Source organism: Streptomyces sp. NPDC102258, from assembly GCF_055584685.1.
In genome coordinates this window covers 304,227-318,449 of sequence record NZ_JBVJLO010000002.1, presented here as the reverse complement: position 1 = coordinate 318,449, position 14,223 = coordinate 304,227, and the positions used below count along the sequence as shown (strand labels likewise).

Genomic DNA, 14,223 nt, shown 5'->3' with positions numbered 1-14,223 from the left:
ATCTTCCGCACCCCGGCCCGTGCCGTCGCCGACAAGATCCGGAAGCGCCCCGGCGCCATCACGGACGGCTCAGCCCGCGGACCCGTGGGAATTCCTCCTGCGCTGTCGGCGCATGGGGTTGTATGGCGGCAACACGCTTTCCGGGCCGCCCCGTTGGCCCGATTCCCGCGTGCACGTCATCACGAGGCAGAGGGAGCAGTCGATGAGTGCAGAGTCCCCGACCCCGCCGGGATCCGGAGTGCCTCCCGAGCAACCTCCCCGGTCGGGTCGCCGCATCGCCGAATGGGCGGCGCTGATCTCGGCGGTGACCGGGGTCATCGGACTCCTGCTGGGGTTTTTCGGTCTGCCCACGATCGTCAACTCCCCCACGGCCAGGAACGTCCGCGAGACCGTCACCGCAACGCCTCCGCCGCACTCGTCCGGAGGCACGGTCGTCCGGCTGGACCCCGGCCAGCAGGGATCGCTGGACGTCTGCACCTCCGACACCCGCTACGTCCGCCGGCTGGAGGTGGCCGAACTGACGCCGGGGACCCAGCTCTGCGTCGTCAACAAGGCCAATGTAGGACTCATCGAGATCCGGGCTCTTCCCGACCCCAAGGCCGCCAGCTCCTACCTCACCTTCGACGCCACGATCTGGCGACAGGCGATCCGCTCTTAGGAACCAGCCGCGCGGGGCGGACGGGGAACGGTCAGTGCGCCGGGAGCCGTTCCGCCTCGCGCGACAGGGCCGCCAGCACCGGGGCGATCAGGGGGTGCGACTCGGCGCCGCGGCGGGTGGCGGCGAAGACGCGGCGGGTGGCGGCCGGTCCGGTCACCGGGCGGACCCGGACCTCCTTGAGGTCCATGCCGCGCAGCGCCGAGCGCGGTACGAGGGCCACCCCGGCCCCCGCGCCCACCAGGGCCGTCACGGCCCGGAAGTCGTCGGAGGAGTGCGCGAAGCGGGGCTGGAAGCCCGCCAGTTCGCAGGCCAGCAGGGTCACGTCGTGGCACGGGTTGCCGGGGTACTGGCCCACCCACTCCGCGTCGGACAGGTCCGCCAGCGCCACCGCCGGGAGGTCGGCCAGCGGATGCCCGGCGGGCAGGACGGCGTCGAAGGGCTCCGCGTAGAGCGGGAGCACCGACAGCCGGGCGTCGTCCGCGCCGGGACCGCCCCGGTACTCGACGGCCAGGGCCACGTCGGCCTCCCCGTCCAGCAGCATCGGCAGGCTCTGGTCGCCCTCGGCGTCGCGGACCCGCAGCCGGATGCCCGGGTGGTCCAGCGCGAGGCGCGAGAGGGCCGGCGCCAGCACCTCGGCGATTCCGGTGGCGAAGGCGGCCACCGTGACCTCGCCCGCCGATCCGCCCGCGTAGGCGGCGAGTTCGGCCTCGGCGCGCTCCAGCTGGGCCAGCACCTCGTGGGTGTGGCCGAGCAGGATCTCCCCGGCCGCGGTGAGCCGTACGCCCCGCCCGCTGCGGGTCAGCAGGGCGTGGCCGGTCTCCTGCTCCAGCGCGGCGAGCTGCTGGGACACGGCGGAGGGGGTGAGGTACAGGGCTGCGGCCGCGGCGGTCACCGTACGGTGGTCCGCCACGGCCCGCAGGATGCGCAGCCGGCGGGGGTCGATCACCCCTCCATTGTCTCAGCCGGCGGACGGGCCCAGCGCCGCACGGGCGTCGGTGAAGGCGGCCACCGCGCGCTCCACGTCGGCCGTGGAGTGGGCCGCCGAGAGCTGGACGCGGATCCGCGCGGCGCCCATCGGGACGACCGGGTAGGAGAAGCCGATCACGTACACGCCGCGCTCCAGCAGCAGCTCGGCCATCTTCGCGGCCTCGGCGGCGTCGCCGATCATGACGGGGGCGATGGCGTGGTCGCCGGGCAGGATCTCGAAGCCCGCCTCGGTCATCTTCGAGCGGAAGAGCGCGGTGTTGGCCGCGAGCCGCTCGCGCAGGTCGCCCGCGGACTCCAGCAGGTCGAGGACCTTCAGGGAGGCGGCGGCAATCACCGGGGCGAGGGAGTTGGAGAAGAGGTACGGGCGCGAGCGCTGGCGCAGCAGCTCGACGATCTCGGTGCGGGCCGCGACGTAGCCGCCGGAGGCGCCGCCGAGGGCCTTGCCGAGGGTGCCGGTGATGATGTCGACGCGGTCCATGACGCCGTGCAGTTCGGGGGTGCCGCGGCCGCCGGGGCCGACGAAGCCGACGGCGTGCGAGTCGTCGACCATGACCATGGCGTCGTAGCGGTCGGCCAGGTCGCAGATCTCGGCGAGCGGGGCGACGTAGCCGTCCATGGAGAACACGCCGTCGGTGACGATCAGCTTGCGGCGGGCACCGCCCTCGGTGGCCTCCTTCAGGCGCGCCTCCAGCTCGGCCATGTCGCGGTTGGCGTAGCGGAAGCGGCGGGCCTTGGAGAGGCGGATGCCGTCGATGATGGAGGCGTGGTTGAGGGCGTCGGAGATCACCGCGTCCTCGGCGCCGAGCAGGGTCTCGAAGACGCCGCCGTTGGCGTCGAAGCAGGAGGAGTAGAGGATCGTGTCCTCCTGGCCGAGGAAGGACGACAGCCGCGCCTCCAGCTCCTTGTGCACCTCCTGCGTGCCGCAGATGAAGCGGACGGAGGCCATGCCGTAGCCCCAGCGGTCGAGGGCGTCCTTCGCGGCGGCGACGACCTCGGGGTGGTCGGCGAGGCCGAGGTAGTTGTTGGCGCAGAAGTTCAGGACCTCGCCCGGGGCGCCGCCCGCGGTGACCGCGACGGCGGCGTTCTGCGGGGTCCCGATGACGCGCTCGGGCTTGTGCAGGCCCGCGGCGCGGATCTCGTCGAGGGTGGCGCGAAGGTCGTCGCGGACGGACTCGAACATGGCTTCGTTTCTCCTTGTGCGGTGTGCCGTCCGGCGGACGGAAGGGGGCCGGGCCCCGCGGAGGGGGGTGGGCGGGGCCCGGCCGTAGGGAGATGGTCTCGTGTGGTTGCGCGGTCGTGCGGATGCGGTGGTGCGCCCACCCGTCAGTGGCGCCACCGGCCCCGGGGCCTCGGCGGGCCCGGCCGAATCCAGGACCCCGGCGGTGCGGCCGGGGGCCCGGCGCGGGGGCCTACTTCGTCCAGTCCAGGATGATCTTGCCGCTGCGGGCCGTGGACGCCTCGTCGAAGGCGGCCTCGAAGTCGCGGTGCGCGTAGCGGCCGGTGATGACCGGGGACAGGTCGAGCCCGCCCTCCAGCAGCACGGTCATCGCGTACCAGGTCTCGAACATCTCGCGGCCGTAGATCCCCTTGATGGTGATCATCGAGGTGACGACCTTCGCCCAGTCCACCGCGAACTCCTGCGCCGACAGGCCCAGCATGGCGATCCGGCCGCCGTGCGTCATGTTGTCGATCATGTCGCGCATCGCCTCGCCGCGGCCGGACATCTCCAGGCCCACGTCGAAGCCCTCGCGCAGCCCCAGCCGGGCCTGAGCCTCGGCGATGGAGGACTCGGCGACGTTCACCGCGAGGGTGGCGCCCGCCTTGCGGGCGATGTCCAGCCGCTCCGGGCTGACGTCGGTGATCACCACGTTGCGCGCGCCGGCGTGCCGGGCGACGGCCGCCGCCATGATGCCGATCGGGCCCGCGCCGGTGATCAGCACGTCCTCGCCGACCAGCGGGAAGGACAGCGCGGTGTGCACGGCGTTGCCGAAGGGGTCGAAGATCGCCGCGACGTCGAGGTCCACGGCGGTGCGGTGCACCCACACGTTCTGGGCGGGCAGCACGACGTATTCGGCGAAGGCCCCGTCGCGCCCGACGCCCAGCCCGATGGTGCTGCGGCACAGGTGGCGGCGGCCGGCCAGGCAGTTGCGGCACTTCCCGCACACCAGGTGGCCCTCGCCGCTGACCAGGGCGCCGATCTCGATGTCCCGGACGTCCGCGCCCAGTGCGGCGACCTCGCCGACGAACTCGTGGCCGAGGACGAGCGGGGTCTTGACCGCGCCCTGCGCCCAGCCGTCCCAGGCCCGGATGTGCAGGTCGGTGCCGCAGATGCCGGTACGCAGCACCCTGATCAGCACGTCGCCGGGGCCGTACTCGGGCTCGGGGACGTCCATGAGCCACAGCCCGGGCTCGGCCTTGTGCTTGACGAGTGCCTTCATGGCGGTGGCTCCAGGCATGCGGAAGGGGGCGCCGTGCGCGCTGGTGCGCGCGTGGCGAGGGTGACGTGCACCAATCTGCCGATCGGCGCGGTGATCAGTCCATCGAGACTTTCTTAAGCGGGCCGACAGCGCAGCTTCACGCCTATGCTCCTCCAGTGAGGGGGACGGGGCCCGGGGAAGGATCCGGCGGAAGGTCCCGCTCCGGTGGGAAAAGGGGAGGTGAGGGGCGTGCCGAGTCTGCGCAGCAGGGCGCTTTCGGCCGCACTGGTCGCGACGGGGCGGCGAAGACGGTTCGCGACGGCGGAAGCGGTCCGGGCCAAGGTGGCCGAGTCGGCCCGCCGGCCCGCCTCGCACCTGCCGCCGCGTTCGCTGGGGCGGGTCGCGGACGTGACGCGGACCTTCGTCGGAGCCTGGCCGGTGTACGACGTCTCCCCGCGCGGCGCGGAGCCCTTGGCGCGGGTGCTGTACGTACACGGCGGCGCGTTCATCGACGAGCTGGACCGGCCGCACTGGTCGCTGATCCGCCATCTCGTGACGCGGGCGCGCGCCCGGGTCGTCGTACCGGCGTACATCCTGGCGCCGCGCGGGACCGCCGACCGTACCGTCCCGGTCGCCGCCGACCTGCTGAGCGGCCTGATCGAGGGCGGCGGCGCGGGCGGCACGGTACTGCTGGGCGATTCGGCGGGGGCCGGGCTGGCGCTGGCCGCCGCGCAGCGGCTGCGCGGGCGCACCGGGGCCCAGCCGTCCCGGATCGTGCTGATCTCCCCCTGGCTGGACGTCAGCATGAGCGACCCCGCCCAGGCGGCGATCGAGCCCGCCGATCCGCTGCTGGCCCGGCCGGGCCTGGCCGAGGCGGGCCGGCTGTACGCGGGGAACCTCGCGGCCGACGACCCCCGGGTGAGCCCGCTGCACGGCTCCTTCGAGGGGCTGGCGCCGCTGTCGGTGTTCACCGGCACCCGGGACATGCTCAGCACCGACAGCCGGGAGCTGTCGCGCCGGGCCCGCGCGGCCGGGGTCGAGGTGGACTGGCACGAGGAGGCCGGCCTGCCGCACCTGTACCCGCTGCTCCCGGTCCCGGAGGGCCGCGCCGCCCGGGACCGCATCGTCGAGCTGATCAGGGCCACCGCGTCCGATCCCGCCCCCTGGACATGACGGGGCCTTACGCCGTACAGGTCATGAGCGAGCTGACCGGCCGGGCGCGGTAGGCGCTCCAGTACGCCTCGTCGCGCGCCGGCTCGGCCGGGTCGGCGGGCGGGGTGCGGCTGGGCTGCCAGGCGACGGTGGCGAACCCTGCGTCGACGGCGGCCTCCGCGAAGTCGGAGTGCGCCCATTCGCGGTACTCGAAGTGCTGCGGGGGTTCGGTCAGGAACTGCGCCCTCAGCAGCGGAGCGTCGCCCTCCGGCAGCCGGTCGAGGATCCGCACCCCGTACGGGGACCAGTCCGCGGGCGGGGAGCCGCCCGGGTTGCGCACCAGGGCCAGCAGCCGCCCACCGGGGCGGAGGTTGGCCCGGATGCCGCGGAACATCGCGTGCAGCGATTCGCGGTCGGCGGCGTGGCTGAACAGGTACACGGCGGTGGCCAGGTCGAAGGGGCCGAGCCGGGGCATGTCGACCGCGTCGGCGAGGACGTACTCGACGCGGTCGGGAGCGGCTTCCCGGGCACGGCGCAGACGGTCGGGGCAGCTGTCGACGCCGACCGTGCGCCGGGCGCCGCCGTTCGCGAGCAGCGCGGCGGTCGCACCGTGTCCGCAGGCCACGTCGAGGGCGTCGAGGTCGCGGACCCCGCCCAGGGCGTCCAGTGCGGTGCGCAGCGTGTGGGCGTCGGCGGCGGTGAAGGCCGCCCGGGGCGCCGGGTGCGTGGCCGTGTCGGCGGGCTGGTGCATGCCGGCATGCTCCCCGCTGCCGGGCCGCGCGACGGCCCGCGCGCGCCCGCGTCCCCCGCACGGGGGAGGCGTTCGGGCCATCGGCTACGACGTACGGGTCCCCGCGACGGGCCGCCGGGCCGGGGTGCGGCGGGGGGCGGCGCGGGCGCATGCTGGCTGTGTGACGGCGAGACCGGACGATGACGCCACGGCCCAGGTGCTCGCGCATGCCGCCGTGAACGCCGTGGAAGCCCTCGGCGGGTACGCGGGCGGCGTCTACCTGCGCTCCGAGTCGCCCGATCTGCTGCGGCTGGCGGTGGTGACGGGGCTGCCGGGGCCGCTGTTCCGCCCCTGGTGGCGGATGCAGGTGCACCGCCCGTACCCGGTCGCCGAGGCCTACCGCTCGGGACAGTCCGTGCACCTGCCGGACCAGGAGGCGGCCATGCGCCGCTTCCCCCAGCTGATGGCCGGGCTGCCCTTCATGCTCGCCTCCCTGTACGAGCCCGTCACCGACGGGCCGGAGCGGTACGGGGTGCTGTTCGTGCTCCGCCCGGCGACCCCCGGGGTCCCGGTCGGGGCGGTGGACCGGGAGCGGCTGCGTGAGGCCGCCGACGCCCTCGCCGCGGAGCTGGCCGGGCCGGAGACGGGGGCCGGCCCGGTGCGGTGGAGCGGCGATCCGGTCGAGGTGGTCCCGCCCCGGAGCGGCGGGGGCGGGGACGCCCGGGAGACCGTGGACCGGCTGGCGCAGGCGGTCCTGTCCATCGACCGCGAGGGCCGGATCGGCTTCGCCAACTCCGCCGCCGAGACCCTCGCCGGGGACCTCCCGGGAGGGGGCGGGCCCCCGCTGCGCGGGCGGCTGCTCTGGGAGGCGCTGCCCTGGCTGGGCCGCCCCGCCTACGAGGACCACTTCCGGGGTGTGTTCCTGTCCCCCGTGCCCGTGCGCTTCCCGGCCCGGCGCGGTACGGGCCCGGACGGTGACTGGGTGACGGTGGGCCTGCACCCCGGGCCGGACGGGGTGAGCGTGATCATCGGCTCCGTCGAGGAGCCCGCGTACGCGCCCGGTGCGGTGGCCCCGCCGGGGGCCGGCCCCGGCTCGCCGGCCGATCAGGCGTCGGCGCTGTACCGGCCGGTCGCCCTCGCCATCGCGCTGACGGAGGCGGTGACCGCCCGCCAGGTGTCGGCGGTGGTCACCGAGGAGCTGCTGCCCGCGTTCGGCGGCCGCCAGCTGGCCATCTACGTACTGAACGAGCGGCACCTGCACCTGGCCTGGGAGACCGGCTTCCCGAAGGGGTTCCTCGACCGCTTCGACGGGGTGTCACTGGACGTGCGGCTGCCCGGCGTGGAGACCCTGACCACGGGCCGGCCGCTGTTCTTCGAGTCGATGGGGCACCTCGCCGAGGCCTACCCGGGGATCCCGCTGGACGCCGACGTCGGCGCCCGCGCCTTCCTGCCGCTGATCGCCTCCGGCCGTCCCGTCGGCTCCTGCATCCTCGGCTTCGACACCCCGCGCGGCTTCGGCCCGCAGGAGCGTACGGTGCTCACCGCGCTGGCCGGCCTGATCGCGCAGGCCCTGGAGCGGGCGCGGCGCTACGACAGCGAGGCGGCGCTCGCCCGCGGCCTCCAGTCGGCCCTGCTGCCGCACCGGCTGCCGGTCCTGGAGGACGTGGACACGGTGGGCCGGTACCTGCCCGGGACGGTCGGCATGGACATCGGCGGCGACTGGTACGACGTGATCGCGACGCGCGCCGGACCGCTGGCGCTGGTCATCGGGGACGTCCAGGGCCACGGCGTGGCCGCCGCCTCCACCATGGGCCAACTCCGCAGCGCGGTACGGGCCTTCGCGCTGAGCGGCAACACCCCAGACGAGGTGGTGCGGGGGACGAACCAGCTGCTGATCGACCTGGACCCGGGCCAGTTCGCCAGTTGCTGCTACGTCCTGCTCGACCCGGGGACCGGCCGGGCGACGGCCGTCCGCGCCGGGCACCCGCAGCCGCTGCTGCGCCACCCCGACGGCACCGCCGAGGTGCTGGACCTGCCCGGCGGCCTGGTGCTCGGCATCGACGCGGGCGCCGACTACCCGGTGACCGAGCTGCGTATGGAGCGGGGCGCGGTGCTCGCCCTGTACACCGACGGGCTGGTGGAAATCCCGGGCACGGACATCGACGAGGGGGTCGAGCGGCTGCGCGCGGCGCTGGCGGCGGCCCGGCCGTCCCCGCTGACGGAGACGGCCGACCGGCTGGTCGCCGGGCCGGGGAACACGGCGGACCGGCCCGACGACATCGCCCTGCTGCTGGCCACCCGGACCGGCGAAGATCCGTAAGGCCCGGCGCGGTGACGGAACGGCCGACGGTGCGCATCGATCCAGCAAAGCGGAAGAAAATTCATCGCGCGGGGGCTGCGGTTTCCGCGCCCCTCCCCCGGTCAGCGTTTACGCGGCCTTGACGCGCGTTCCGGGGCTCCGCGGGGCCGTCCCGCGATGGAATCCGCACATGAACAGCTCTTGACCTGCGGATCCCGTACAGCTTGCATAGCGGCCCGGGAGCCCCGCGAACACCGTGCCCACCACCGCCCCGGAGGCGATACCGCTCCCGCTCTCCCCCACCGCACCTGCCGATCGGAACACCGCCCCGATGACTGACACGATCAGCGCTCCCCAGGCCCTCGCCCCCGCCACCGGGCCCGTCCCGCAGAAGCTCAAGCGTTCCATCGGCGTCGTCGGCGGGACCCTGCTCACGCTCTCGTGCGTGACGCCTGCCTCGACCCTCTTCGTCGTCGTCCCCGATCTGTTCTCCAGCCTCGGCACCTGGACCGCGCTCACCATCGCCATCGGCTCGCTGCTCTGCGTCGGGGTGGCGTTCTGCTATTCCGAGCTGGGCACGCTCATCCCCAGCGCCGGCGGCGAGTACGCCATGGTGTCCACCCTGGCCGGGCGACTCGCGGGCTGGCTGGTCTTCGTCCTGTCCCTGCTCGTGGTGATGATCGTGCCCCCGGTGATCGCCATGGGGACCGCCGACTACCTCTCTCCGGTGGTCGACATACCGGCCCCGGTGGCCGGCGGCGCCGTGATGCTGCTCGCCACCCTCGCCGGACTGCTCGACCTGCGGGCCAACGCCTGGATCACCGGCATCTTCCTCGTCCTGGAGGTGATCGCCGCCGCGCTGGTCGCCGTGCTCGGCTTCGCCCACAGTGAGCGGGGCGCCGACGCCCTGGTGCACGGGCAGGTGGCCGCCGGGGGCGGCGGCACCTCCACCGTGACGGCGATGATGGTGGTCTCCGGGCTCGCCATCGCCCTGTTCATCACCCAGGGCTTCTCCACCGCCGTGTACCTCTCGGAGGAGCTGGAGAAGCCGCGCCGCAACGTCCCGCGGACGGTGCTCGCCACCCTGGCCATCTCCACCGCCGTCATCCTGGTCCCGGTCATCGCCATCACCATGGGCGCCCCGGACCTCGACGCGCTCGCCGCCGGTGACCTCGGCGCGATGGTGACCGCCTGGTCGAACTCCGCCGTCGGCACCTTCGTCAGCCTGTGCGTGGCCCTGGCCATCGTCAACGCGGGCATCGTCATGGTCATCCAGAACTCCCGCGTGCTGTTCGCCTCCGCCCGCGACAAGGCCTGGCCCGAGCCCGTCAACCGCGGCCTGGCGCGCCTGGGCCGCTTCGGCTCCCCGTGGGTGGCCACCCTGCTCGTCGGCGTCCCGGGCGCGGCGATGTGCTTCGTCAACCTCGACACCCTGTACGGGGTGACGGGCGTGTCGGTGACCGGCATGTACCTGCTGGTGGCGGTGGCCGCGCTGTTCAGCCGGCGCGGCGCGCACGGGCAGGCCTCCGCCTGGCGGATGCCGCTGTGGCCGGCCGTGCCGGTCGCGCTGATCCTCGTACTCGCGTACATCCTCACGCAGCAGGAGACCCAGTACCTGCTGTGGACCGGCGGGATCACCGCCGTGGCCACCCTGTACTGGGCCCTGTACCTGCGGCCGCGCAAGGACACGCGCTGGCTGGTGAGCATTCCGGAGACCGAGGAGGGGCTGGCGGACTGACCCCGCCGGTCAGCCGTCGCGCCGGCCGGTCGGGGCTCCCCCGGCCAGGGTGAGCGCGGTGTTGACCAGGCCGACGTGGCTGAACGCCTGGGGGAAGTTGCCGAGTTGGCGGCAGCCGACGGGGTCGTACTCCTCCGCCAGCAGGCCCACGTCGTTGCAGGTCTCCAGCAGCCGCTCGAACAGGGCCCGGGCCTCCTTCTCCCGGCCGGTCATGTACAGCGCGTCCGCCAGCCAGAACGAGCAGGCCAGGAAGGCCCCTTCGTCGCCGGGAAGCCCGTCGACGGAGGGGCCGCCGTCGGTGCTGTAGCGGCGGACCAGGCCGTTGGCGCCGAGCTCGGCCCGGACCGCGTCGACGGTACCGATGACGCGCGGGTCGTCGGGCGGCAGGAAGCCGACGCGGGGGATGAGGAGAGTGGCCGCGTCGAGTTCGCGGGAGCCGTAGTACTGGGTGAAGGTGCCCCGCTCGGTGTCGAAGCCGTTCTCGCAGACGTCGCGGTGGACCTCGTCCCTTATCGCCCGCCAGCGCTCGATGTCCCCGGGCATGTCCGGGTCGGCCTCCAGCGCCCGTACGGCCCGGTCGGCGGCGACCCACGCCATCACCTTCGAGTGCACGAAGTGCCGGCGGGGTCCGCGCACCTCCCACAGCCCCTCGTCGGGGCGGCGCCAGTTGCGCTCCAGGAAGTCCAGCAGGGCGAGCTGGATCTTCCAGGCGTGCCGTTCCGGGGCCAGGCCGGTCGAGCGGGCCAGGTCCAGGGAGTCAAGGACCTCGCCGTACACGTCGAGCTGGAGCTGGTCGACGGCGGCGTTGCCGACGCGTACGGGCGCGGAGCCGGCGTACCCGCGCAGCCAGGGCAGGTCGGTCTCGGGGATCCGGCGCTCACCCGCGATGCCGTACATGATCTGGAGGTCGGCCGGGTCGCCGGCGACGGCGCGCAGCAGCCAGTGGCGCCAGGCGCGGGCCTCTTCGATGTAGCCGGTGGACATCAGCGCGCCGAGGGTCAGGGTGGAGTCGCGCAGCCAGCAGTAGCGGTAGTCCCAGTTCCGGACGCCGCCGAGCTCCTCCGGCAGGGAGGTGGTGGCGGCGGCGACGATCCCGCCGGTGGGGGCGTAGGTGAGGGCCTTGAGGGTGATGAGGGAGCGGAGCACGGCTTCCCGGTGGGGTCCCTCGTAACTGCAGACGTCCGACCACTCCCGCCAGTCGGCGAGGCTCTGGCGGAGCGCCTCGTACGGGTCGACGCGCGCGGGGCGCGGTTCGTGCGAGGGGTGCCAGGTCAGGACGAAGGCCACCTGCTCCCCGGGGTCCACGGTGAACTCCGAGCGGGTGCTGTTGTCCTCGCCCCAGGTGCGGACGGGCGGTTCGCTGCGGAACCAGGCGGAGTCGGGTCCGGCGACCGCGACCCGGTCCCCCTCGCTGCGCCGCACCCAGGGCACGACGTGGCCGTAGTCGAAGCGCAGCCGCAGGGTGCTGCGGACGGTGACCCGGCCGGAGATCCCCTCGACGATCCGCATCACGTCGGGGGCGGTGTCGCGCTGGGGCATGAAGTCGGTGACCTTGACGGTGCCCTCGGCGGTCTCCCAGTAGGACTCCAGGACCAGGGTGCCGTCGACGTAGGCCCGCCGCGTGCACCGGTCGCCGGGGGCGGCGCTCTCGGGGGCGATGCGCCAGTGGCCGTTCTCCTCGTCGCCGAGGAGGGCGGCGAAACAGGCCGCGGAGTCGAAGCGGGGCAGGCACAGCCAGTCGATGGACCCGTCGCGGCCCACCAGTCCACTGGTCATCAGGTCGCCGATGAGTGCGTAGTCTTCGATGGGTTGTGTCATTTCTCCGCTGTTCCCCCGAATGCCCGGGGGCAATCAGGGTGTCGGTCGTTGATCCACTGGCTGACGGCCCGGCAGCTCCGGCAGGAGGATGACGCCTGCCGGAGCCGGTCGGGCGCGGCGGCTAGTTGCGTACGAGGAGCGTCACGGCCGCGAGGACCACGCCGAGGGCCAGGGCCTGGGCGCCCAGGGGCAGTCGGTGGGTGCGCAGGGCCGGGACGGGCAGGAGGCGGTCGACGGCGTAGCGGCCGGGGCCGGTGAGGGTGAGGGCCGCGGCGCCCACGGCGAGCAGGAACTCGTACTCCGCGCCCTTGGGGGCGAAGAAGGATCCGGCGCCGTGCACGGCGGCGGCGTTGATCATCGTGCCGAGCACGGCCGCGCCGGCGAGCGGGGTGAGCAGGCCGGCGGCGAGGGCGAGGCCGCCGAGGGTCTCGGTCAGACCGGCGAGGGTGGCCATCGCCTCGCCGGCCGGGTAGCCGCTCGCGGTGAAGAACTGGCCGGTGCCGCTGATGCCGCCGCCACCGAACCAGCCGAAGAGCTTCTGGACGCCGTGGGCGGCGACCGTCAGACCGAGCACGACGCGCAGGAGCAGCAGGCCGGCGTCGTACGGGGCGGTGGAGGCGGCGGGGGCGGGGGACTGCGCGGCCGGGGCGCCGGCCGGGGCCTTCGTCGTGGGGGCGGAGGCGCTGGTCATGGGGGGTGTTCCTTCCGGTCGGGCCGGCCCGAGGGGAGTAGTTCAAATTCGAACCGACCCTGCGACCCTAACCACTGATTCAAATTGGAACAACCCGTGTAGGCTGGATCCATGGCTGAAACGAGATGGCTGGACGACCGCGAGATGCACGCCTGGAGCGGTTTCCTCGCCGCGTCCGCCCTGGTGAACCGGCGTCTCGACCAACAGCTCAAGGACGACTCCGGCCTCTCCCATCCGCAGTACGAGATCCTCGTGCGGCTCGCCGCGGCGCCCGACCGCGAACTGCGGATGACGGAACTCGCCAATGGCCTGATCAATTCGAAGAGCGGGCTGACCTACCAGGTCACCCAGATGGAGAAGGCCGGCCTCGTCCGCCGCCGCAGCTGCCCGTCCGACGTGCGCGGGGTCTTCGCCGTCCTCACCGAGGCGGGCCTCGCCCGGCTGGAGGCGGCCGCGCCCGGGCACGTGGCCACCGTACGGGAGGTCCTCGTGGACGTCCTGACCCCCGGGCAACTGGACGCGCTGGCCGCCGGTCTCGGCGAAGTCAGCCGCCGGCTGCGCGAACAGGGCGCCTGACGGGGTAGGAGCGCCGCATGGACGGAACAGTCTGGATCATCCTCGCCGTGGTCCTCGCCCTCGGGCTGGCGGTCACCGCCGCGGTACTGCTGGTACGGGTCTTCGCGGCGCGCCGGCTGCTGCTGGACGCGGGCATCCCGCTGCGCGACAAGGCGCTGTTCTGGGTGGCGGTCGTGTACACCCTCTCCCCCGTGGACCTGATCCCGGACCCGGTCTACCTGGACGACATCGGCGTCCTGCTGCTGGCGCTGAAGTCCCTGCACGCGGCCGCGGCCGCCGCCAGGGGGCCCGCCGACCGGACCCTCTGACGGCGCGGCCGCCCGGCGCCCGCTACTTCGGCATCAGGACGGTGTCGACGATGTAGACGGTCGCGTTCGCGGTCGGGACGTTGCCGCAGACCACGTTCGAGATGCCGTTGATCTTGTAGGCCCCGCCCGCGCCGGCCGCCGTGATCTTCCCCTTCTCCAGGGTGTCGAAGGAGCCGCTCTCCAGCTGCGCGGGGGTGAGCGCCTGTCCGACGACGTGGTACGTGAGGATCTTGGTCAGCGTGGCCTTGTCGGCCAGCACCTTGTCCAGGTCCGCCTTCGGGATCTTGGCGAACGCGTCGTTGGTCGGGGCGAAGACGGTCAGGTCCTTCGCGTTGTTCAGGGTGTCTACCAGCCCGGCCTTCTTGACGGCGGCGACCAGCGTGGACAGCGCCGGATTGTTGGAGGCGGCGGTCGCGACGGGGTCCTTGGCCATGCCGTCGAAGCTGCCCGCGCCCTCCTTGGGCACCCCGGCGCAGCCCGGACCGAACGGCTGGTCCGCCGCGGCGGCGGCCGGTGAACCGGCACTGCCCGGGGAGGCGGCGGCCCCGTCGGCCGCGGGGGCGCTCCCGTACGCCGCGTCGTCACCGGAATCGGAGGAGCAGGCGGCGAGCGCGAAGGGCAGCACCGCGGCGGCGGCTACGGCGACGGCGGTGCGACGGAACCGAATCGTGCTCATGTTCATGACGGGTTCTCCCAGGTGGTCGACAGAGCCGGAAACCGAGGCGCCGGGGCCGCGGTCGATGCTCACACCTGGTCTTCGGAGCGGGACCGACGGCGGATGGGTCGGCGTGCGGACCGGCCGGCCGGTCCGCCCACCCCGGCAAGGGCCCCGGGCGCACACCGGAAGGC

Annotated in this window: 13 protein-coding genes; 6 read left to right on the top strand and 7 right to left on the bottom strand. The window is 73.8% G+C overall.

Annotation, left to right across the window (positions count from 1 at the left end; genetic code table 11):
* The first annotated feature begins 202 nt into the window (after window positions 1–202).
* Complete coding sequence (locus ACZ6ZT_RS04605) at window positions 203–658, top strand: ferrous iron transport protein A (RefSeq protein ID WP_469715481.1); 456 nt, start codon at window positions 203–205, stop codon at window positions 656–658.
* A gap of 31 nt (window positions 659–689) precedes the next feature.
* On the opposite strand, the gene ACZ6ZT_RS04600 is transcribed toward ACZ6ZT_RS04605, so the two are convergent.
* From ACZ6ZT_RS04600 to tdh, 3 genes are all read right to left on the bottom strand, one after another.
* A complete protein-coding gene (locus tag ACZ6ZT_RS04600; RefSeq protein ID WP_469715478.1) occupies window positions 690–1,604 on the bottom strand; it encodes a LysR family transcriptional regulator in 915 nt (304 codons plus the stop codon).
* Window positions 1,605–1,616: 12 nt separating this feature from the next.
* A complete protein-coding gene (locus ACZ6ZT_RS04595; RefSeq protein ID WP_469715475.1) occupies window positions 1,617–2,825 on the bottom strand; it encodes a glycine C-acetyltransferase in 1,209 nt (402 codons plus the stop codon).
* Window positions 2,826–3,054: 229 nt separating this feature from the next.
* A complete protein-coding gene (gene tdh, locus ACZ6ZT_RS04590) occupies window positions 3,055–4,083 on the bottom strand; it encodes an L-threonine 3-dehydrogenase (protein ID WP_469715472.1) in 1,029 nt (342 codons plus the stop codon).
* A gap of 228 nt (window positions 4,084–4,311) precedes the next feature.
* On the opposite strand from tdh, the gene ACZ6ZT_RS04585 reads away from it, so the two are divergent.
* A complete protein-coding gene (locus tag ACZ6ZT_RS04585; protein WP_469715469.1) occupies window positions 4,312–5,235 on the top strand; it encodes an alpha/beta hydrolase fold domain-containing protein in 924 nt (307 codons plus the stop codon).
* A gap of 7 nt (window positions 5,236–5,242) precedes the next feature.
* Here ACZ6ZT_RS04585 and ACZ6ZT_RS04580 read toward each other — a convergent pair whose 3' ends face one another.
* Entirely contained in the window at window positions 5,243–5,965 is a 723-nt protein-coding gene (locus tag ACZ6ZT_RS04580; protein WP_469715467.1) for a class I SAM-dependent methyltransferase, read from the bottom strand.
* On the opposite strand from ACZ6ZT_RS04580, the gene ACZ6ZT_RS04575 reads away from it, so the two are divergent.
* Together ACZ6ZT_RS04575 and ACZ6ZT_RS04570 are read left to right on the top strand one after the other, a co-directional pair.
* Window positions 5,964–8,264 carry a PP2C family protein-serine/threonine phosphatase gene (locus ACZ6ZT_RS04575; RefSeq protein ID WP_469715466.1) on the top strand — a complete coding sequence of 767 codons (2,301 nt, stop codon included), beginning with the start codon at window positions 5,964–5,966 and terminating at the stop codon, window positions 8,262–8,264. The two genes, ACZ6ZT_RS04580 and ACZ6ZT_RS04575, sit on opposite strands and share 2 nt — an antisense overlap.
* A gap of 310 nt (window positions 8,265–8,574) precedes the next feature.
* Complete coding sequence (locus ACZ6ZT_RS04570) at window positions 8,575–9,981, top strand: APC family permease (RefSeq protein ID WP_469715464.1); 1,407 nt, start codon at window positions 8,575–8,577, stop codon at window positions 9,979–9,981.
* Between the two features lie 9 nt (window positions 9,982–9,990).
* On the opposite strand, the gene ACZ6ZT_RS04565 is transcribed toward ACZ6ZT_RS04570, so the two are convergent.
* Window positions 9,991–11,799, bottom strand: coding sequence for a glycoside hydrolase family 15 protein (locus tag ACZ6ZT_RS04565; RefSeq protein ID WP_469715463.1), 1,809 nt, complete (start codon window positions 11,797–11,799; stop codon window positions 9,991–9,993).
* A 121-nt stretch (window positions 11,800–11,920) separates the two neighbouring features.
* The gene (locus ACZ6ZT_RS04560) at window positions 11,921–12,490 is read right to left on the bottom strand and encodes a DoxX family protein (RefSeq protein WP_469715461.1); all 570 of its coding nucleotides are present in this window, start codon (window positions 12,488–12,490) and stop codon (window positions 11,921–11,923) included.
* 111 nt (window positions 12,491–12,601) lie between these two features.
* Here ACZ6ZT_RS04560 and ACZ6ZT_RS04555 point away from each other — a divergent pair, with 111 nt between their 5' ends.
* A complete protein-coding gene (locus ACZ6ZT_RS04555; RefSeq protein WP_469715460.1) occupies window positions 12,602–13,066 on the top strand; it encodes a MarR family winged helix-turn-helix transcriptional regulator in 465 nt (154 codons plus the stop codon).
* A gap of 17 nt (window positions 13,067–13,083) precedes the next feature.
* Entirely contained in the window at window positions 13,084–13,374 is a 291-nt protein-coding gene (locus ACZ6ZT_RS04550; RefSeq protein ID WP_469715458.1) for a DUF1232 domain-containing protein, read from the top strand.
* Window positions 13,375–13,396: 22 nt separating this feature from the next.
* On the opposite strand, the gene ACZ6ZT_RS04545 is transcribed toward ACZ6ZT_RS04550, so the two are convergent.
* Window positions 13,397–14,050 carry a fasciclin domain-containing protein gene (locus ACZ6ZT_RS04545; protein ID WP_469715455.1) on the bottom strand — a complete coding sequence of 218 codons (654 nt, stop codon included), beginning with the start codon at window positions 14,048–14,050 and terminating at the stop codon, window positions 13,397–13,399.
* Between the last annotated feature and the right edge of the window lie 173 nt (window positions 14,051–14,223).